21 protein-coding genes are annotated in these 20,023 nt (G+C 72.3%); 19 read left to right on the forward strand and 2 right to left on the reverse strand.

The genetic code is table 11. The features are described from left to right. The first annotated feature begins 23 nt into the window (after nt 1-23). The 19 genes from OG710_RS29855 to OG710_RS29945 all read left to right on the forward strand — a co-directional run bounded on the left by OG710_RS29855 (nt 24) and on the right by OG710_RS29945 (nt 17,432). Nucleotides 24-596 carry a GNAT family N-acetyltransferase gene (locus OG710_RS29855; RefSeq protein ID WP_330242392.1) on the forward strand — a complete coding sequence of 191 codons (573 nt, stop codon included), beginning with the start codon at nt 24-26 and terminating at the stop codon, nt 594-596. After that, nucleotides 593-1,189, forward strand: coding sequence for a hypothetical protein (locus tag OG710_RS29860; protein WP_330242393.1), 597 nt, complete (start codon nt 593-595; stop codon nt 1,187-1,189). Before OG710_RS29855 ends, OG710_RS29860 begins: the two co-directional genes overlap by 4 nt. Further along, entirely contained in the window at nt 1,186-2,262 is a 1,077-nt protein-coding gene (locus OG710_RS29865; RefSeq protein ID WP_330242394.1) for a BtrH N-terminal domain-containing protein, read from the forward strand. Before OG710_RS29860 ends, OG710_RS29865 begins: the two co-directional genes overlap by 4 nt. Next, the gene (locus tag OG710_RS29870) at nt 2,259-3,524 is read left to right on the forward strand and encodes a DegT/DnrJ/EryC1/StrS family aminotransferase (RefSeq protein ID WP_330242395.1); all 1,266 of its coding nucleotides are present in this window, start codon (nt 2,259-2,261) and stop codon (nt 3,522-3,524) included. The genes OG710_RS29865 and OG710_RS29870 overlap by 4 nt, the downstream gene beginning before the upstream one ends. Before the next feature lie 14 nt (nt 3,525-3,538). Next, entirely contained in the window at nt 3,539-4,408 is an 870-nt protein-coding gene (locus tag OG710_RS29875) for a transketolase (protein ID WP_330242630.1), read from the forward strand. Beyond that, on the forward strand, nt 4,401-5,330 hold the full coding sequence (locus OG710_RS29880) for a transketolase family protein (protein WP_330242396.1): 930 nt from the start codon (nt 4,401-4,403) through the stop codon (nt 5,328-5,330). Before OG710_RS29875 ends, OG710_RS29880 begins: the two co-directional genes overlap by 8 nt. Next, nucleotides 5,327-5,518, forward strand: a complete 192-nt coding sequence (locus tag OG710_RS29885; protein ID WP_443064343.1) for a lysine biosynthesis protein LysW — start codon at nt 5,327-5,329, stop codon at nt 5,516-5,518. The genes OG710_RS29880 and OG710_RS29885 overlap by 4 nt, the downstream gene beginning before the upstream one ends. A gap of 16 nt (nt 5,519-5,534) precedes the next feature. Beyond that, on the forward strand, nt 5,535-6,395 hold the full coding sequence (locus OG710_RS29890) for a RimK family alpha-L-glutamate ligase (RefSeq protein ID WP_330242397.1): 861 nt from the start codon (nt 5,535-5,537) through the stop codon (nt 6,393-6,395). Continuing rightward, complete coding sequence (gene argC / locus OG710_RS29895; protein ID WP_330242398.1) at nt 6,392-7,402, forward strand: N-acetyl-gamma-glutamyl-phosphate reductase; 1,011 nt, start codon at nt 6,392-6,394, stop codon at nt 7,400-7,402. The genes OG710_RS29890 and argC overlap by 4 nt, the downstream gene beginning before the upstream one ends. After that, on the forward strand, nt 7,399-8,229 hold the full coding sequence (locus OG710_RS29900) for a [LysW]-aminoadipate kinase (RefSeq protein WP_330242399.1): 831 nt from the start codon (nt 7,399-7,401) through the stop codon (nt 8,227-8,229). Before argC ends, OG710_RS29900 begins: the two co-directional genes overlap by 4 nt. Further along, complete coding sequence (locus tag OG710_RS29905; protein WP_330242400.1) at nt 8,226-9,314, forward strand: M20/M25/M40 family metallo-hydrolase; 1,089 nt, start codon at nt 8,226-8,228, stop codon at nt 9,312-9,314. Before OG710_RS29900 ends, OG710_RS29905 begins: the two co-directional genes overlap by 4 nt. Beyond that, entirely contained in the window at nt 9,311-10,039 is a 729-nt protein-coding gene (locus OG710_RS29910; protein WP_330242401.1) for a sulfotransferase family protein, read from the forward strand. The genes OG710_RS29905 and OG710_RS29910 overlap by 4 nt, the downstream gene beginning before the upstream one ends. 75 nt (nt 10,040-10,114) lie before the next feature. Then, the gene (locus tag OG710_RS29915; protein ID WP_330242402.1) at nt 10,115-11,365 is read left to right on the forward strand and encodes an MFS transporter; all 1,251 of its coding nucleotides are present in this window, start codon (nt 10,115-10,117) and stop codon (nt 11,363-11,365) included. A gap of 68 nt (nt 11,366-11,433) precedes the next feature. Continuing rightward, nucleotides 11,434-11,709, forward strand: coding sequence for a phosphopantetheine-binding protein (locus tag OG710_RS29920; protein ID WP_330242403.1), 276 nt, complete (start codon nt 11,434-11,436; stop codon nt 11,707-11,709). Next, complete coding sequence (locus OG710_RS29925; RefSeq protein ID WP_330242404.1) at nt 11,706-13,232, forward strand: AMP-binding protein; 1,527 nt, start codon at nt 11,706-11,708, stop codon at nt 13,230-13,232. Before OG710_RS29920 ends, OG710_RS29925 begins: the two co-directional genes overlap by 4 nt. Then, nucleotides 13,232-14,533, forward strand: coding sequence for a condensation domain-containing protein (locus tag OG710_RS29930; RefSeq protein ID WP_330242405.1), 1,302 nt, complete (start codon nt 13,232-13,234; stop codon nt 14,531-14,533). The genes OG710_RS29925 and OG710_RS29930 overlap by 1 nt, the downstream gene beginning before the upstream one ends. A 61-nt stretch (nt 14,534-14,594) precedes the next feature. Continuing rightward, nucleotides 14,595-15,170 (forward strand): adenylyl-sulfate kinase, encoded by a 576-nt coding sequence (cysC, locus tag OG710_RS29935; RefSeq protein WP_330242406.1) that lies wholly within the window; start codon nt 14,595-14,597, stop codon nt 15,168-15,170. After that, the gene (gene cysD, locus OG710_RS29940; protein WP_330242407.1) at nt 15,167-16,099 is read left to right on the forward strand and encodes a sulfate adenylyltransferase subunit CysD; all 933 of its coding nucleotides are present in this window, start codon (nt 15,167-15,169) and stop codon (nt 16,097-16,099) included. The genes cysC and cysD overlap by 4 nt, the downstream gene beginning before the upstream one ends. Before the next feature lies 1 nt (nt 16,100). Further along, on the forward strand, nt 16,101-17,432 hold the full coding sequence (locus OG710_RS29945; RefSeq protein ID WP_330242408.1) for a sulfate adenylyltransferase subunit 1: 1,332 nt from the start codon (nt 16,101-16,103) through the stop codon (nt 17,430-17,432). 70 nt (nt 17,433-17,502) lie between these two features. Here OG710_RS29945 and OG710_RS29950 read toward each other — a convergent pair whose 3' ends face one another. Next, nucleotides 17,503-18,354, reverse strand: coding sequence for a DUF1963 domain-containing protein (locus OG710_RS29950; RefSeq protein ID WP_330242409.1), 852 nt, complete (start codon nt 18,352-18,354; stop codon nt 17,503-17,505). Between the two features lie 72 nt (nt 18,355-18,426). Then, the gene (locus OG710_RS29955) at nt 18,427-19,965 is read right to left on the reverse strand and encodes a leucine-rich repeat domain-containing protein (RefSeq protein WP_330242410.1); all 1,539 of its coding nucleotides are present in this window, start codon (nt 19,963-19,965) and stop codon (nt 18,427-18,429) included. Nucleotides 19,966-20,023: the final 58 nt, after the last annotated feature.

Here is a 20,023-nt window from a genome sequence, read left to right on the forward strand (position 1 = left end):
TGCATATGCGGAAGGCAGAAACGATGAGCGATTTCGTAACCAAAGTGGTCGGGCCGGACGACTGGCCCGAGGTCGGCGCCTTCTTCCGGCCGAAGGGCCTGGTGGAGAACTGCTGGTGCACGTACTTCCGCATGACCGCCAAGGAACGCTCCTCCTGCGGAACGGCGGCGCGGGAGGACAGGCTGCGCGACCTGGTCGAGTCCGGTGAACGCGTGGGCGTCATCGGCTCGGTCGACGGTGTCCCCGTCGGCTGGATCGGGGTCGGCCCCCGGCCCGGCTTCCCGAGGCTGCGCGGGTCCCGGGCGGCGAAGCTGCTCAAGGGCGAGGACCCGGAGCACATCTGGTCCGTCGTCTGTCTCTACCTCGCCCGCGAGCACCGGCACCAGGGACTGGCCAGGGTGCTCATCGAGCGGGCGGTGGAGTGGGCACGGGACGAGAAGGCCGAAGTCATCGAGGCGTACCCGGAGGACGACCGGAAGCCCGAGTTCGAACGCGGCAGCTTCCACGGCCGGGTGAGCACCTTCGAGTCCTGCGGGTTCACCGTCGTCGAGCCCCGGTTGCGGCACAGAGCGCTCGTACGGAAGGAACTGCGTTGACCGTTCACCAGATACTCGCGCTGGACCCCTTTCTGAACAACCAGGCGGCGACCACACCGGACAACCTGGCCGCCGGCCGGCTGAACGTCTGGCGCAACTCGCTCCCGGCGCGGTCGGCGCCGCTGGAGATCGTCGTGGACGACGTCCCGCTGCGCAGTGCCCCGCTCGACGGACGCGGACCGGACAACGTCCTGTGCTCGGGGCAGCGGATCGAGGTTCCGGAGCGGCGGTGGGACTGGCTCTACGTGATCGGCTGCGGTGAGCGCCGGGTCAGGGACGTCGTCACCTGGCATTTCTCCAACGGCACTGTGGACCGCGACCAGTTGGCGCTGTCCGATCTGTGGGAGGGCCGCTCCGACTTCGGTGAGGACCTCGCCCTGCGCACCAGCGTCATCCACTACCCGCACCATGTGCAGGAGCGCATCGGGATCACCCTCTGGTGCCAGCGCGTGCCGGTGACGTCGCGCAAACCGCTGGGCGCCATGTCGCTGCCCAGGAACCCGGCCGTGCACCTCTTCGCCATGACGCTCGTCGGCCGCGGGGCCGGCGGCGACTCCGCAAGCGATCCGCAGATACGGGGGAACCGGCCGTGAACACAGGCAGCACGACGGAGACGACAGCGCGCCGGGCCCGGTGGAACGGCGTCACCGGCAGTTACCCGCAGTGGTACGAGGACCCGTTGAGCTGCCTGTTCACCACGCTGGGCAGCGTCCTCATGGAACACGGGCTGCGGCCGGTGGACGTGCTCGGCGCGGCCTGCGAGTTCGCGTACGCGCCCGGCGACGCGATGTGCGAGGAGTTCTACCGGCCCGCCCAGAGCAGCCGGGGTGTGGCGGCCGACCTCTGCCCGTACCACGACATCGAGTCCAGCTGGACGACGGGCTCGGACACGAAGGATCTGATCCGCCTGGTCGAGGCGCACTCCGGCGTCATCGTGGCGGTGGACAACTACCACCTGCCGTTCCGTCCCGCCTTCCACGACGTGCACGCCGCCCACCTGGTCGTGGTGCCGGGATGGCGCCGGACGCCCGGCGGCGAGGCGGAGTTCTACGTCTCCGACGCGCAACCGCCTAAGTTCCAGGGCTGGCTGGCCGCCGAGCATTTGGTGAACAGCTGGCTGTCCGGCAATCCGTCGGACGTCCAGGACATGTTCTTCTCCAGCCGGGAGATCGGCGGCCGCGTCCTCACGACGAGGGTCCGGCCGCACGCCGACGGGTCCGGCGGCGTCCCCACCGCGCGGGCGCTCCGCGGCAACCTCGACCGCTGGGACACCGGTACGGCGCGGGCCGCGGACCGGGTGTGGAGCGGCCGGGCCGGGCTGCGCCGCTTCGTGGAACGCCTCCGGGAGAACCGCGACGACCCGGAGGAACTGCGCGGCGCCTACACGTTCGGCTGGACGATGCAGGCGCAGGCCTTCCTGCACGGCCGGTTCGCCCAGGAACGCGCGCGGCTGACCGGGCGGCCGGCTCTCCTCGAAGTGGCGGCGTCCGCGGACCGGGTCGTGTCGGCCTGGTCCAATGTGCGGCTGCTCGGCGCCCACGCGGCCCGGACGGAGGGCATCGCCGGTCTCGTGCCGCGTCGCGGCGCCGAGCTGGTGCTCGCGTACGAGCGGCTGGCCGCCGACTGGCGGCTCGCCCTGGCCGGGGAAGGGGCGGGCCTGCGATGAGCGGCGGATTCGTGGGCGAGCTGGCCCTCACCGGCGGCGAACCGGTCCTGGGCGCGCTCGCGCCGGTGCACTGGCCGAGGACGACGGACGCGGACCGCGCGGCAGTGCTCTCCGTACTGGACTCGAATGTGCTGGTCTCGGACCGGACGGCCGAGGAGACCGCCGTCGAGCGGCTGGAGCGCTCCTGGGCGGACTACCTGGGCGTCCGGCACTGCGTCGGGGTCAGCAACGGCACCACGGCCATCGAGCTGGCGCTCCTCGCGCACGGGGTGGGCCCCGGTGACGAGGTGGTGGTGCCCGCACTGACCTTCGTGGCGACGGCGATGGCCGTGGTGCACGTCGGGGCGACCCCGGTGTACGCCGACATCGACCCGGTCACGTTCACCATGTCCCCGGACAGCCTGGCCGCCCGGATCACGGAGCGGACCAGGGCCGTCGTCCCGGTCCACCTGCACGGCCTCAGCGCCGACCTGGACCCGATCGGCGACCTCGCGCGCCGCCACGGCTGCGTGGTCGTCGAGGACGCCGCGCAGTCCCAGGGCGCCCGCTACCGGGGCGTTTTGTCCGGCGCGTCCGGCAACACGGCCACGTTCAGCCTCCAGATGACGAAGAACCTCCCCACCTGCGGGGAAGGGGGGCTCGTCGTGACCGACGACGAGCGTGTCGCCGAGCGAATACGCCAGCTCCGCCAGTTCGGGGAGACGATCCGCCCGGACCGGCCCCGCCGCTACGTGAGCCACCGGCTGGGCTTCAACGCGAAGCTCAACAACGTGCAGGCGGCCTACACGTCCAGCCAACTGGAGCGGTTCGACGCGTACCGGGAGGCCCGCCGGTCCAACGTCACGGCCTTCCTGGCGCGGCTGCGCCCGCTGGAGGGGCTGACCTGCCCGTCGGAGCCCGACGGCTACGAGCACGCCTGGCACATCCTGCGCTTCGTCGTCGACTTCGAACGGTTCCTGCCCGGCGTGGACACCGGGGCGGCGCGGAACCTGCTGATGCGGGCCCTGCGCGCCGAGGGGATGCCGGCCACCAGGTACCAGATGATGCCCGTCCCCGATCAGCCGGCGCTGCGCGCCCTGAGCGGCCGGACAGCCGCCTCCTGGCCCGTCGCCCAGGATGTCGTCGACCGCAGCTTCACCCTCCAGCAGCGCCATCTGCCGCCCGACGCCGGTCCGGTCCTCCAGAGCTTCGCCGATGCCGTGGAGAAGGTCTGGTCGCACCGGGAGACCCTGGTGAAACTCGCGGAAGGCGCGGACCGCTGAACGGGGCCGAGCACCTGCCGGGCCCGGCGCGCCTCGAAGCGCGCGCACGGGCCGTCCGCGAGCACATCGTGGACATGTGCGCGGGCCCCGAGGGCGGGCACCTGGGCGGCTCGATGTCGGCCGTCGAGATCCTGGTCGCGCTCTTCTTCCACACGATGCACATCGACTCCGACGACCCGGAGTGGAAGGAACGGGACATCTTCGTGCTGAGCAAGGGCCATGCGGCGATGGCCCTGTACGCCACGCTCGCCGAGCGGGAGTTCATCACCCGCGAGGAGGTCGGCACGTTCTGCCGGCCGGGGAGCCGGCTCGCCACCCACGGCAACGCCGCCGTCCCCGGCGTCGAGTTCGCCACCGGGTCCCTCGGGCACGGGCTCGCGCTGGCCAACGGCACGTCCTGGGCGCAGCGCCAGGCCGGCCCGGCGCCCGCGCACACGTTCGTGCTGCTCGGCGACGGCGAACTCCAGGAGGGCACGGTCTGGGAGGCGGCCCAGGTGAGCCGCGCGCTGGACGCCGTCAACCTGGTCGCGGTGATCGACGTCAACCGGTTCCAGCAGACCGGGGCCGTGCGCGAGGTGAGCGACGGAGCGCCGGTCGCCGACCGCTGGCGCGGCTTCGGCTGGCACACCGTCGAGGTGGACGGGCACGACCTGGGGGCGCTCTGCGCGGTCCTCGACGAGGCGACCCGGACGCCGGGGCCGACCGCGGTGGTGTGCCGCACGGTCAAGGCGCGGGGCGTGGGGGTCCTGGCGGGCCGGGCCTCGTCCCACTTCGTCCGGCTGGACACCGAGCGGAAGCTGGCGCGGGTCCGCGCCGGCCTGGGCCGGGCCGCCGCCGGCGCTCCGGCCGCTCCGACCGCCGAGGGGGTGTCCGGCCATGACTGAGACCACGTCGGAGCAGGTGAGCACCCGAGCGGTCTTCGCGGACGCCCTGCCGGAGCTCGCCGTACGCCACAACGTGCTGGTCGTCGACACCGACACCGGAAGCATCAGGCCGACTCCCGAGATGGACTACGTCAACGTCGGCATCGCGGAGAACGCCGCCATCGGACTCGCCGCCGGTGCCGAGCACTGCGGACGGCGGGCCCTGGTCTGCACATTCGCCGCCTTCTCGGTGAGCCGGGCGTTCGAGTTCATCAAGCTCGACATCGCCTACCCCCGGCGGCGCGTGTGCGTCGTCGGCACGCACGGGGGTGCCAGCGGGGGCTGGCTGGGGCCGACCCACCACGCCACCGAGGACCTGGCGCTGATGAACGCCCTGCCGCACATGCGGGTGGTCGTCCCGGCCGACGCCCGCCAGGCCGTCTCGCTGCTGGAGCAGTGCCTGGAGTACGACGGCCCGACCTATCTGCGGCTCGGGCGCAAGGCCTCGCCGGTCTTCGCGGACCTGCCCGCGCCCGAACTCGGCGTCCCCCAGGAGGTGCGCCCCGGCGACGACGTCGCCCTCGTGGCCACGGGTCCGGAGGTGCTCGCCACGGCCCTGGAGGTCGCGCGGGGGCTCGCCGGGGCGGGCTACGGCGCCCAGGTGATCAACGTCCATACCGTCGATCCGGAGTCCGCCGGGGCGGCCGGCCGGGCCGTGGCCGCGCGGTGCCGGTGGCTGGTCACGCTGGAGGAGGCGTGGACGTCCGGCGGTATGGGCGCGCAGGTCGCGGCGGCGGTCGGGGCCCGCGGCACGCCGTGGCTGCCGATCGGCGTCACCGGCTTCCTCCCACCCGGCAGCCACACGTCCTTGCTGGAGGCGAGCGGGCTCACCACCGAGTCCGTTCTCCGCCAGGTGCTGAGGTTCGTCACCCGTCCGAAGTGATCGAGAAAGGGACCGAAGAGATGGATACGGAGTGCGTCAGCTGTACCGGCACATTGCGGATACCGGCGGACAGCTATCAGGGGGAGATCGTGAGCTGCCCCGGGTGTTCGGCCGAGCTGGAGATCCATTCGACGCAGCCGCTGCGGCTGGCGATCGCGCCCGAGCCCGAAGAGGACTGGGGTGAATGAGCCGGGGAAGGGGCCGGTGCCGGTCGGAGTCCTGCTGTCGACCGTCCGCTACGAGGAGCGGCGGCTCCTGTCCGAACTGGAGCACCGCGAGATCCCGGTGGTCCGGCTGGACGCCCGCACCATGTCGTTCGGGCCCGCGGACACCGGGGGGCTGCGGGGGATGACGGTGCTCAACCGTGAGATCTCCAGCCAGCGCGCGGCGCTCGCGGCCGAGTCCCTGGAGGCGTTCGGGGCCCGGCCGCTGAACGACGCGTCGGCGACCCGGGTCTGCGGCAACAAGTGGTCCACCTATCTGCGGCTGACGCGGTCCGGTGTACCGACCCCGGTGACCCTGCTGGCGCCGACCCCCGAGACCGGCAGGGCGGCCATCGCCGCGGTCGGCTACCCCGCCGTGGTCAAGCCCCTGAGCTCGTCCTGGGGGAACCGGGTCGGCCTGATCACCGACCGGCACGCGGCCGACGCCGTCCTGGAGACCTGTGCCGCGCTGCCGTCGGCGGTCGCGAGAACGGTGATCGTCCAGGAGGCGGTCCGGCCCGGCTCGCCGGACATCCGGGGCATCGTGGTCGACGGTGTCTGCCTGGGCCTGATCAGCCGGTCGGGCGGCGACTGGCGGAACAACGTGGCCCGAGGGGCGACGGTCGAGCGGCTCGCGCCGAGCGAGGAGCTGCACCGGCTGTGCGTGCGGGCGGCCGCCGCCGTGGGCGCGCGGATCGCCGGGGTGGACCTCGTGGAACGGGCGGACGGGGCGCACACGGTGATCGAGGTGAACGCGCGGGTGGAATTCCAGGGATTCGAGCGGGCGACGGGTGTCGACGTCGCCGCACACATGGTCGGGGCCTGCACGGCCGGGACGACCGAGGTGAGGGAACCGGTATGAAGCGCATCGCAGTTGTGGGCGGCAGAGGGTTCGTGGGGGGTGAGTTGCTGCGCCTGCTCGTCCACCATCCCGGTGTCGAGGTCGCCGCCGTGACCTCCGAGACGCACGCCGGCCGTGCCGTGGAGAACGCCCACCCGCCGCTGCGCGGCAGCGGTCTCCGGTACAGCGGGCGCGCGGATCTGGCCCCCGTGGACCTGGTGTTCCTCGCGGGTGTCCACGGCTCCACGGCGGAGATCCTCGACGACATGGCGGCGCTCGCGCCGAAGATCGTCGACCTCACGGCGGACTTCCGGATCGAGGACGCCGCGCTCATGGAGCGCTACTACGGCTGGAGCCGCCGGGGGGCGCGGGCGAAGGCATTCGTGCGGGGTCTGCCGGAGCTGCACCGGGAACAGATCGCCGGCGCGGACCGGGTCGCCGTGCCGGGCTGCATGGCCACCAGCGCGATCCTGAGCCTCGCTCCGCTCGCGGTCCGGGGCCTGCTGAAGGACGTACAGGTCGACGCGCGCACCGGCAGCAGCGGCGCCGGTGCCTCCGGCGGCGCCGGCAACTCCCACGCGCTGCGCAGCGGGGTGATGCGGGTGTTCGCCCCCTTCGACCACCGCCACGAGGCCGAGGTGTCCGAGGCGCTCGGGGTCGACGCGTCGATGACGGTGACGGCGACCCCCCAGGTGCGCGGCGTGCAGACGCTGACGAGGGTCGCGGTCGGGGAGGTGACCGAGCGCGAGCTGCTCACCATGTACCGCGAGGACTACGGTGCGGAGCCGTTCGTCCGTCTGGTCAACAGCCCGCGGGGCACCTACCGCTACCCCGATCCGAAGGTGCTGCTCGGTTCGAACTACTGCGATGTCGGTGTCGTCGCCGACCGGCGCGGCAGGGCTCTTGTGATGGGGAGCCTCGACAATCTGATGAAGGGGGCCGCGGGCGGTGCGGTGCAGTGCATGAATCTGATGCTGGGTCTGCCGGAGACGTCCGGGCTGACCTTTCCCGGACTGCACCCGGTATGACCGTGCCGAGGATCGTGGTGAAGTGGGGCGGCAGCCTCCAGGAGAACGGCGGGGCGATCGCGGACGACATCGCCGCCCTGTGGCGTGAGCACCGGATCGTCGTGGTGCACGGCGGCTCGCGGGACATCGACGAGACCGTCGCGGAGCTCGGGCTGCCCCGGCGCACCCTGACGTCCCCGGACGGCATGGTGACGCGGTACACCGACGCGCCGACCCTCTCCGCGCTCATGATGGCGATGCGGGGGCGGACCCAGCCGCGGATCGTCTCGGAGCTGGCGGCGCGCGGCGTCACGGCCGTCGGTCTGTCGGGCATGGACGGGGGCCTGGTCCGCACCGAACGCAAGGCGGCGGTCCGCGCGGTGTTCGGCGAGAGCGTCCGCGTGGTGCGCGACAACCTCGCCGGCCGGATCGTCGGCGTGGACACCCGTGTGCTGGACGCGCTGCACGCCTGCGGGATGCTGCCGGTCGTGTGTCCGCCGGGCATGACGTCCGGCGGGCAGCCGACCAATGTGGACGCGGACCGGATGGCCTGCGCGATCGCGGCGGCGTGGCGCGCGGACCGGCTGCTGCTCTTCACGGACACGCCGGGCGTGCTGGCGGACCGCGAGGACCCGGGCTCCACGATCGCTTCGCTGAGCCGGGAGGACGCCCGGAGCCTGCTGCCGGAACTGAGCGGCGGCATGCGGATGAAGGTCGCCGCCGCGGTGGAGGCACTGGGCGGGGGCGCACAGGCGGTTCAGGTCTGCGACGGCCGGGTCCACGCGCCCGTCGCAGCGGCTCTACGAGGCAGCGGAACCCTGATCGGAAAGGCCGTGACAGCTCAATGACGACTCATCAGGAAAGACCTCGGGAGAGGCGGCTGACCGACCATGACGCGGTCGCGCTGCTGGCCGAGGTGGTGGCGATCCCGTCCGTGTCCGGCAGCGAGCAGAAGCTCGCGGAGCGGTTACGGGACTTCGCGGCCGGATTCGGCGCGGAGAGCCACCTGGACGAGGTGGGCAACGTACACGCCGTGGTCGGGCGGGGAACGCGTACGGTCATGCTGCTCAGCCACCTGGACACCGTGGCGGGCGACGTTCCGTACGAGCACGGCGAGCATCTCGTCCGGGGTCGTGGGGCCGCCGACGCCAAGGGGGCGCTGACGGCCATGCTCGTCGCCGCGCTCACCAGCCGCCACCTGGGGCTGCGCGTCCACTGGGTGGGCGTGGTCGAGGAGGAGACGCTGTGGTCGCGGGGTGCGGAGTACGTCCGTACGAGCGTGCCCGTGCCCGACGCCGTGATCGTGGGGGAGCCGAGCGGGGCCTCGTCGGTGACCATCGGCTACAAGGGGATGGTCGAGCTGGAGGCGCGTTGCGAGGTCGCGCGCACCCACACGGCGACCCCCGGACCGAAGTCGAGCGAGATCCTGGTCCGCGCTCTCGCCCGGCTCTTCGACAGGTACGGGACGCGGGGGAACGACCGCTTCGGGGACGTCGGGATGGTCGTCCGGGACGGCCGGTTCGAACCGTTCTCCAGTGTGTGCTCGCTGGTGTTCCGGACACCGCCCGGCACGTCGCCCGAGGAGCTGCGGCGCGATGTCGCGGCGGTTCTCGGCGAGGCGGTCGAGGTGTCGGCGGTGTACGACGTCCCCGCCGTCGTGGTGGCGCGCGATTCGGTGTGCGTACGTGCGCTGTCCCGCGCCATCGCGCTCCGGGGGCAGGTGCCGAACCACAAGCTCAAGACCGGAACGAGCGACATGAACACGTTGAGCAGGAGCTGGCAGGTGCCGATGGCCACCTACGGGCCGGGCGACTCCCGTCAGGACCACACCGACGACGAGCACATCCTGATCCGGGAGTACCTCGACGGAACGCACATCCTGCGGGCCGCCCTGGGCGAGCTGGACAGGACTCTTCCGGAGGCCGCGTCATGACGGATCAGCCGGGTCTGCTGGCCCTGTGGTGCGTGCCGCGCTCACGGTCGACCGCGTTCGAACGTGCCATGTACGAGCGCGGCGACCTCCTCGTCGTCCACGAGCCGTTCTCCCGCGTGTGCGACTTCGGCGAGGCCGAGGTCGCGGGCCGTACCTGCGCGAGCCAGGAGGAGGTGATGACGGCCCTGACCGAAACAGCGGCGGACCGGCCGGTCTTCTTCAAGGACACGACCGACTTCCGCCTCGACCGGCTGGGCGCGAGGCCGGACTTCCTGCGGCGCTGCCGCCATGCGGCGATGGTCCGCAACCCCCGCGACACCGTGCGCTCGCACCTGGTGATGCAGGCCGACGCCACGTCCCCGGCCATGGGGTTCGGGCATCTGTGGGACATCGTCTCCACCGTGACGTCCGCCGGGCATCCGATGCATCTCGTCGACGGCGACCGGGTGGCCGGCGACCCGGAGACGGAGATGCGGCGCTACTGCGCGGCCATGGGGATCGAGTTCCTCGCCTCGTCGCTCGACTTCAGGAAGGAGCCGCCGGCGAGCTGGAAGGCCACGGAACGCTGGCACGCCGGTGCGAGCGAGTCGAACGCCCTGGGCGCCGCCCCGGCCGGGAGGAAGCGGTTCCCGGAGGGTCTGGAGGAGATCGCCCTCGCCTTCGAGCGGGACCAACTCCCCTACTACGAACGGATTACGGCGGCACTGGGCGGAGCCACCCGCTAGGAACCCCGTCGATCATGGCGGGTGCTCGACCCATGGAGCAATGCGTATGCGCAAGGACGACAGAGGAGCGGACACATGACGTTGGGCCGTAGTTTCACCAAGCTGTGGTGGTCGCAGGGGTTGTCCAACCTGGCTGACGGCCTGGTGCTGGCGGCTGTGCCCCTTCTCGCGGTGACGATGACCCGCGACCCGCTGCTGGTCTCGGGCATGACGGTGGCGCAGTTCCTGCCGTGGCTGGTCTTCACCCTGCCGGCCGGGGCGCTCGCCGACCGCATCGACCGGCGCCTCATCATGGTGTGGGGCAACGCGCTGCGCGCCGTCGGGTTCGGTCTGCTCGTCCTGACGCTCGTGGCCGATCTGCGCAGCATATTCATCCTGTACCTCGCCGTGTTCCTCGCGGGGACGGCCGAGACGCTGGTGGACAACGCGGCGCTGACCGTGCCGCCCCGCCTGGTCGAGCGCGGCGACCTGGAGCGGGCCAACGGCCGCCTGTTCGCGACCCAGTCCGCCATCAACAACTTCGTCGGCCCCACGGCGGGCGCCGCCCTGTTCGCCATGTCGGCGATCATGGTCTTCTCCTCCACCGCGGCGCTCTTCGCCCTCGGCGCCCTGGCCGCGTTCACCCTCCCCCGGATGCTGCCCACCGCGAGCGACACCAGCGGTTCCGAGCACACCCCCGGCGAGGTCGTCCGCAGTATCCGGGCGGGCTGGTCCTACTTCTGGAACCACCGGCTGCTGCGCCGGGTGGCGTTCATCTCGGGCTCGATCAACCTGTTCTCCTCCGCCACCGGCGGTCTGCTGGTCCTCCTGGCGACCGGGCCGCTGGGTGTCTCCGCGTCCTGGTACGGCATCTTCATCGCGGTGCCGGCCGTCGGTGCCGTCATCGGCTCGCTGATCGCCGCGAGGGTCGTCCCGGCCATCGGCGGCGGGCCCGTCACCTGGCTGGCGGCGCTGGTGCCCGCCGCCAGCTACGTCGTCCTCGGTGTCAGCGGCAGCATCGTCCTCTCCGAGGTCGTCATGTTCTTCGCCGCCATCGCCACGGCCCTGAACCAGATCGTGGTGAGCACGCTCCGGCAGGCCGCGGTTCCCGACGCGCTCCTCGGCAGGGTCACCGCCGGATACCGGCTGATCGTGCTCGGCGCCGTGCCGGTCGGCGCGCTGCTCGGCGGCGGGCTGGGCCGCTGGCTGGGCCCGGAGTCCACCTTCGTCGTGTGCGGCATCGGACTCGCCCTCGCCGCGTGCGTGTTCGCCTCACGGGTGACGACCCGGGCCCTGCGGGAGGCCGAGCGCGACAACGAGACCACGACCACCGAGCAGATCTCCTGAACACCGCCCCCATGTCCGTGAAGAGCGCGCGGCCACGACCGGCCGAGCAGACGAGAACAGGAGATCCCGTGACCGAGAACCGTGCCGCCGTGTGCAAGGCCGCGTACGAGCGGCCTGCCGACGACCTGGAGGAGCAGGTCGCCTGCGTCATCGCCGAAGTGCTGGACGTCGACCTGGTGGGCCGGCGCGACAGCTTCTACGACTTCGGGGGCACGTCGCTGGCGGCCATCCGCATCTGCGCCCGCATCGAGCGCCGCCTCGGCCTGCGCGTCGACCCGGCGTGGCTGCTGGAACACGACGAGCTGGCCGACTTCGCCGAGCAGATCCGGCTCGGTGCGGCGTGACCGGGGCGCGGCACGTACCGCCGCTGCGCACCGTGCACGCCGCGGTGACCGCGTACGCCGAGCGGGCGCCCCATGACCTCGCGCTCGTCCAGGGCGGGGAGCGCGTCGACTACCGGACGCTCACCGCCGCGGCGAGGGTGCTGGCGGCCCGGCTCGCCGGCTGGGGCGTGCGGCCGGGGGACGTCGTCCCGCTGCTGGTCCCGCGCGGTGTGCATCTGATAGCCGTTCAGCTCGGGGTGCTGATGAGCGGTGCGGCGTACGCCACGCTCGATCCGCGCTGGCCGGCCGGCCGCGTCGCCGCCGTCCTCGACCAGCTCGACGACCCGGTCGTCGTCGGCCTGACCGGCGGCGAGCCGCCGGGCGTCACCCGTACGTTCGACGCCGCGCCGCTGTCCGTGATCGCGGAGGGCGCGGGGCCCGGTCTGCCCGAACCGGTGCGGACCGGGCCGGACGATCCGGCCATGGTGTTCTTCACCTCCGGCAGCACGGGCGTCCCCAAGGGGGTGCTCGTCCCGCACCGTGCGGTCACCCGGATGTTCGGTCCGGGCGGGCTGGACGGATTCGGGCCGGGGCACATCACGGCGCAGGTCGCGCCCGGCGCCTGGGACATGTACGCGTTCGAGCTGTGGGGCCAGCTGACCACCGGCGGCGCCTGCGTCGTGGTCGAGGAGAACCATCTGATGCCCGGCCGTCTGCGCACCCTGGTCGCCGACCAGGGCGTCGACACGGTCTGGCTGACGACCTCCCTGTTCAACCTGATCGTCGACGAGGACCTGGACGCGTTCGAGGGGCTGGGGACGCTGTACGTCGGCGGCGAGAAGCAGTCCCCGCGGCATGTGGCGCTGTTCCTGGACCGCTTTCCGGGCCTGCCGCTGTGGAACGGGTTCGGCCCGGCCGAGAACTGCATGCTCACGACGGTGCACCGGATGCGGCCGGCCGACAGCGCCGCGCCCGCCGGCATTCCGGTGGGCGTCCCCGTGCCCCACACGACGGTGGTGCTGCTGCGGGAGGACGGTTCGCCCGCACCGCGCGGCGAACGCGGTGAGATCGTCGCGGCCGGTCCGGGCGTGGCCCTCGGCTACCTGAACGACGAGGCGCGGACGAGGGAACGCTTCCCGGTCCTGGAACTGGCCGGCGAGAAGCGGCGCGTGCTGCGCACCGGCGACATGGGCATGGTCGACGACGACGGGGTCCTGCACTACTTCGGCCGCCGCGACCGGCAGATCAAGCTCAGCGGGAACCGCATCGAACTCGGCGACGTCGAGGCGGCCGCTTCGGCGATCCCGGAGATCCGGACCTGCGCCGCCGTCCCGCGCACCGGGCCCGGCGGGACCGTCACCCACATCCTGCTCGTCTACACCCTGGTCGAGGGCGCCGGACCGGCTCCCCGTGACATCCGCAAGGAACTCACCACGAGGCTTCCGGCGTACGCCGTGCCCGCCAGGTTCGAGCAGGTCGACGAACTGCCGCTGCGCGACAACGGCAAGGTCGATCTGCGGGCACTGGAGAGGCGCACCGGCTGATGCGTGAGTATCCGCAGACCTTCGAGCAGGAGTCGCTCTGGATCGCCGAGCAGTTCATGGCCGATCCCTCGCCGTTCCTGGAGACGTGGGCGCAGCACATCGTGGGGCCGCTCGACGTCCCCGCGCTGGAGCGGGCCCTCGCCGCGCTGGTGGAACGGCACGCCGTGCTCCGCACCGGCTTCACGCTCGGCGAGCAGGGCCCGGTGCAGTGCGTCGACCCGTCCGGCACGGTGTCCCTGGAGCGCCTTCCGTGGCCCGGCGGCGAGCTGCGCGACACTCTGCGGCGGGCCGGGCAGCGCCCGCTCGACCTGGCCGTCTCACCGGCCCGGCTGACCCTGTACGACCGGGCGCCGGACGAGTACGTGCTGCTTCTGCAGATCCACCATGTCGCCGTCGACGACGCCTCGCTGGTGCTGCTCGACCACGAGCTGTCGGCCCTCTACGCGCAGGAGGCCGGGGGCGGGCCGGCCGGGCTCGCCCCGCCCGGACTGTCGCTCGGCGAACACGCGGTCCGGGCCCGGAAGGCCGGGGTCGCGCCGGACGACCTCGCGTTCTGGGCCGGGTTCCTGGACGGGGCGCCGGCGCTCGCCCATCTCCCGCCCGTGCGCCGTCCGCTCGCCGCCCGGCGCGGACCCGTCTGCGCGTGCGTGCGTACCGCCGTGCCGGCCGCGCTGGGCGACGCCGTACGGGCGGCGGCACGCGCGCTGCGCACCACGCCGCATGTGCTGATGAGCACCTGCATGGCGGTGACCGCCGCCGCGGTCAACGGTGAGGACGTGGTGATCGGGAGCCCGGTGTCCCGCCGCGGCGAGCCGGATCTCGACGCCGTCTTCGGCTGTCTGACCGATCTCCTGCCGGTGCGGTACCTGGTGCCCGCCACCGCCACGTTCGGCGAGGTGTGCGCCGAGGCGAAACGCCGGTCGCTGGACGTACTGCGTCACCGCAACGTGCCGTACGCCCGCATCGGCGGCGGTGTCACCCGCGAGCGGGGCGTGCTGTCCGGCGAGCACCTGGCCCGCATCTGCCTCGTCCTCGACCAGGCGCCGAGCCGGCTGGAGCTGCCGGGGCTGCGGTGCGAACGGGTGCACGTGGGCGGGGCCTCGGCGAAGTTCGACTGGCTCCAGTACGTCGTCGCGGACGGCGGCGGCTGGGACGTACGGGCCGACTACGCCACGGACTACTTCACCGAGGACGAGGCCGTGCTCGTGCTGCGGCAGTGGCTGACCGCGCTGACGGCGGCCACCGACGACCCCGGTGTGCCGGTGCGCGAGCTGTTCGACCGGCTGGCCGCGCTCGGATGACCGCACAGGTGGATCTGCCGCAGGCGGACGACGCCGGACCTCCGGAAGGGAGAGCGACACCGTGAAGACGGAGCTGCGAACCAGCGTGACCGCGCGCGACTGCGCGTGCGGCGGGACGGTATGGCTGACGGGCCTGCCGAGCTCGGGAAAGACGACGGTGGCCCGCGCCGCGGCCGACCGGCTGCGTGCGGCGGGGCGCCGGGTGGAGGTGCTCGACGGCGACGAGTTCCGCCGGACCCTCTCGGCCGGCCTCGGCTTCGGCCGCGCGGACCGGTACACGAACGTCCAGCGCATCGGGCTGGTCGCGGAGGTGCTGGCGCGCAACGGGGTGCTGGTGCTCGTGCCGGCCATCGCCCCCTACGCGGACAGCAGACAGGCCGTGCGGGAACGTCATGACACCTCGCGCACTCCCTATCTGGAGGTCCACGTCGCCACGCCGCCGGGCGTCTGCGCCGAACGCGATGTGAAGGGGCTGTACGCCAGGCAGGCCGCGGGCGAGCTCACCGGACTGACCGGGGTCGACGACCCCTACGAGGCGCCGCACGCGCCGGACCTGCGCATACCCGCGCACGAACAGTCCGTCGCCGAGTCCGCGGCGGCGCTGCTCGGCCTGCTGGCGGAGAGGCGGCTGATATGAGTTCCCGCCCCGGCGACCCCTTCGCCGGCCACTGGTCCGCCCTCAGTCACCTGGACGCGCTGGAGTCCGAGGCGGTGCACATCCTCCGCGAGGTGGAGGGCGAGTTCGAACGGCCCGTGATGCTGTTCTCGGGCGGCAAGGACTCGATCGTCATGCTGCATCTGGCGCTCAGGGCGTTCGCCCCGGCCCCGGTGCCGTTCCCGTTGCTGCACGTGGACACCGGGCACAACTTCCCCGAGGTCATCGGGCACCGCGACCGCGTGGTGGCGGAGCACGGGCTGCGGCTGCACATCGCCTCGGTCCAGGAGTACATCGACGCCGGGAAGCTCCGGGAGCGTCCCGACGGCACCCGCAACCCGCTCCAGACGCTGCCGCTCACGGAGCGCATCCGCAGCGAGCGGTTCGACGCGGTGCTCGGCGGCGGGCGGCGCGACGAGGAGAAGGCCCGCGCCAAGGAGCGGGTGTTCTCGCTGCGCGACGAGTTCTCCCAGTGGGACCCCCGCCGCCAGCGCCCCGAGCTGTGGAACCTGTACAACGGCCGGCACGCGCCCGGTGAGCACGTCCGCGTCTTCCCGATCTCCAACTGGACCGAGCTGGACGTCTGGCAGTACATCGCCCGCGAAGGCATCGTCCTCCCCGAGATCTACTACGCGCACAAGCGGCCCGTCTTCCGGCGCGGCTCCATGTGGCTGACCGCGGGCGACTGGGGCGGTCCCGGCGAGGGCGAGACGGTCGAGACCCGGCAGGTCAGGTATCGGACCGTGGGTGACATGTCGTGCACCGGCGCCGTCGACTCCGAGGCGACGACCGTCGACGGCGTCATCGCCGAGATCGCCGCGTCCCGCCTCACCGAGCGGGGCGCGACCCGCGCCGACGACAGGCTCTCCGAGGCCGCGATGGAAGACCGCAAGCGCGAGGGGTACTTCTGAGATGACCACCACCACCGAGCAGCTCAGCGGCACCACCCTGCTGCGCTTCGCGACCGCGGGCTCCGTCGACGACGGCAAGTCCACCCTCGTCGGCCGGCTGCTGCACGACTCCAAGTCCGTTCTCGCCGATCAGATGGAGGCCGTCGAGCACGCCTCGCGCTCGCGCGGCTCCGGTACGCCCGACCTGGCGCTGCTGACCGACGGGCTGCGGGCCGAGCGCGAGCAGGGCATCACCATCGACGTGGCCCACCGTTTCTTCGCCACCGCCCGGCGCCGGTTCATCCTCGCCGACACGCCCGGCCATGTGCAGTACACCCGCAACATGGTCACCGGCGCCTCCACCGCCGACCTCGCGGTCGTCCTGGTCGACGCCCGCAACGGCGTCGTCAAGCAGACCCGCCGGCACGCGGCGATCGCCGCGCTCCTGCGCGTCCCGCACGTGGTGCTCGCCGTCAACAAGATGGACCTCGTCGGCTACCAGGAGGATGTCTTCGCGCGCATCGCCGGGGAGTTCACCGCGTACGCGGCCTCCCTCGGCGTCGAGAACGTCGTCGCGATCCCGCTCTCCGCGCTGGCCGGGGACAACGTCGTCGAACCCTCCACCCGTATGGACTGGTACGGCGGCCCCACCGTCCTCGCGCACCTGGAGTCGGTCGAACCTGGGGACCGGGCGTCGGGTGTCTCCTCCCGGTTCCCCGTCCAGACGGTCATCCGGCACGAGGGGGAGCGCTACTACGCGGGCCAGCTGCTCACCGGCCTCCTCCGGGTCGGGGAGACGGTGACGGTGCAGCCCTCCGGCCGCGTCACCACCATCACCTCGCTCGACGTCCTCGGCCGCCCGGCAAGGGCGGCGCCGGCGGGCTCCTCCCTCAGCGTCCGGCTCGCCGACGAGATCGACGTCGGGCGCGGCGACATGCTCACCGCCGGGCCGCTGCCGCCGCGGATCGCCAGGGAGATCGACGCGACGGTGTGCCATGTCGCGGACACACCGCTCACGGTCGGTCAGCGGGTGCTGCTCAAGCACACCACCCGCACCGTGAGGGCGATCGTGGAGGACATTCCGTCACGGCTCACGCTCGACGACCTCTCCCAGCACCCGCACCCCGGCCGGCTCGTCGCCAACGACATCGGCCGCGTCAGGGTCCGTACGGCCGAGCCGCTCGCGCTCGACTCCTACGCGGACTCCCGGCGCACCGGGTCGTTCCTCCTGATCGACCCGGCGGACGGCACCACGCTCACCGCCGGCATGGCGGGCGACGTCTTCACCCCTGTTCGAGTCGCGGAGCCCCGGCTTCAGGACCGCCGGTCCTCACCGCCGCGAAGACCGCGCTGATCAGCGGATGCCGATCGCGATGCCGACCTGCTGGCTCTGGGCGGCCATGCCGGTGGCCATGCCCTGGGCGTCACGGGTTCCAGGTCATGGTGGCGTAGACCCGGTCGAAGCGTCCGGCGGCCAGGTCCTTCCGGGAGATCGACCAGGAGTAGAGGGCCGACTCCAAGCCGTCGAGGCCGTGCTCCCACTGGGCGAGGCATACCCAGTCCTCGGGAGGGACGTCCGTATCGGGCGCGGGCAGTTCGCCCCGTACCACCGCGCGCGCCGCTTCCCGCCCGGCCGCCACGCTGGGGTCCTCGTCCCAGTCCTCGTCCTCGGCGTATCCCCCCAGCTGGAGCCCGAGGCCGCAGCCCTCGCCGGGGAGGTCCGTCCATATCTCGATCAGTTCGTACGCATGGGGATGTCCTGTGTCGTCCGCACCGTCCGCAGGATTTCGGGACATGTCGAACGAGGTGTGGTACGGGAGGGAAACGTCCGTACTCAGGTGGAGCCGCCCTTCCGGGAGATCCGTTTCGTACGGGTAGTTCTTCCATTCCGGATCGAGGTCCACCGGGCGTTCCTCGACGGGCGTACCGGCGGGAATGTGGAGTGCGGTGCCCAGGTTTCCCGTTCCGATCCGGTCGGGGTCGGGGTCGGCGAACAGCAGCAGGTGGCCGTCGGCGGGGAGGTCGAGGCCGGTCGCTCCGGCGGGCAGCGCGGCAAGGTCGATGGTGGCGGCGAGCTTGCACCACGGGTCGGGGACGTCCGCGGGAAGCATGAGGGGCCCGCCGAGCCGGCCGACCACCGGGCCGTCTCCTCCGGTGTCCAGAAAGGCGCAGGGGCGGGCGAGGTCCGTCCACCGTGCGATCTCGTCCGGCGGGATGCCTTCTTCCAGGGCTCTCTCACGGAACTCGTCCAGTGTGTCGGGTGTTTCGGGGTGCACGGGAAGTCTCCTTGCGGGCAGGGTTCGCCACGGTCGGTGCGGCACGGTCGGTGAGCGGCGGATCGTGCCCGGTCAGTGGTGCAGCGTGACGGTCACGCCTCGTGCCCGGAGTCCGGTGACCACGGGATCGAGCGTCCCCGGCGCAGGGGCCGCGATCCGCTCGGGCAGACGGACGTGGACCAGGGCCGGCATGTCGAGCAGCGGCCGAAGGTCCGTCAGGGACCGGCAGTGGCGCAGGTCGAGTTCGGCGAGCCGGGGCGAGGTGGTGAACGGGGTGATGTCCCGCAGCGCGTACCACTGCGGTCCGGCAACGGCGAGTGAGCTGAGCTGTTGCAGGGGTATGTCCTCGGCCGGGACGCGGCCCTGCGAGCAGCGGACGGTCAGTTCGCTCAGGCCGGGGCAGGCCCGAAGGGCGCTGAGCGATTCCAGGTCCTCCATGTACAGCAGGGTCAGCTTGGTCAGCGGAGATCCGGCCAGGTCGTCGAGGTCGCGGACGGGCGAGCCGTTGATCATCAGCGTCCGCAGCGCGGGCAGCCGGCCGAGGTCCGTGAGGTCGGCCAGCGCGGGGCAGCCGGTGAGGGTCAGCTCTCGCAGATTCGGCACGGCGCCCAGCCCCTCGGTGGTGCGCAGCACGGCGCTGCCGTGAATCCCGAGTTTCGTCAGCCGGGGGTGACCGGCCAGCCCGTCAAGCGTCGCCAGTCCGTCGCAGCTGTCGAGTTCGAGGGACCGGAGCCGGGGAAGGGCCGCGAACGGCGCAAGGTCGCCGAGGTGGTCGCCGGTCAGCCGGAGGTGGGCGAGGTGCGGCAGTTCGGCGAGTGCGTCCAGGTCGGTCGGAGCCGCGCAGCGCACGAGGCGGAGGGATTCCAGGGCTGCGAGCGCCGCGAACGGGCGGAGGGAGCGTACGCGGGTGTAACTCAGGTCCAGGTGACGCAGGTTGGTGAGGTTCAGCAAGGGTCCGAAGTCCTCGACGGCACCGCACCGGCTCAGATCGAGGCGGGCGAGCCGGGAGAGACGGCTGAGCGGGGTGAGGTCCGCCACGCCGCAGCCGCCGAGATCCAGCTCGGTGAGGCTCGTGAGCTCACCGGCCTCGGTGAGGTCGGTGAGTCCGTCGCACTGGTGCAGGACGAGCTTCTCCAACATCGTGAGATGCCGCAGACCGCGCAGGGACGATGCGTACGGCAGCCGGAGTTCCGTCCTGCCCTCCTGGCGGAACGCCGGGGCGAGCAGGTGCTCGGCGAAGCCGTCCGGGTCACGGTCGGTCCGCCACAGACGCATGAGGAACTTGGACGCGTACGGGTCCGCGGCAGCCAGCCGGGCAGCGAGTTTCAGGGCGGCTCCGCCGTCGCCCGGCTCGGACAGGGCCACGAGCCTCCTCACCGCCTTGCGGGCGCGGTAGGCCGGGGCGTCCAGGTCCTCGCAGAATCCGAACGGGTCCCCGTCGGCGATCGCCCACAGCCGGAGCAGTTCCTCGGTGGAGCAGTCGGAGATCGCGCTGTACCGCGCGGCCAGTGCCAGTGCCGCGTCACCGCCGCCGGACTCCGCCGACGCCATGAGTTCCCGGACCGCCTCGCCCGCCTCGGCGGGACTCGCGGTCCCGAGAAGCTCCCCCAACTGTCCTGTTCGAGCTGCTGTGTTCTCGCTCCGCGCGGCGTCGGCGGGCATGCCGGAA

The sequence above is a fragment of the Streptomyces sp. NBC_00525 genome, assembly GCF_036346595.1.
GTDB lineage: Bacteria > Actinomycetota > Actinomycetes > Streptomycetales > Streptomycetaceae > Streptomyces.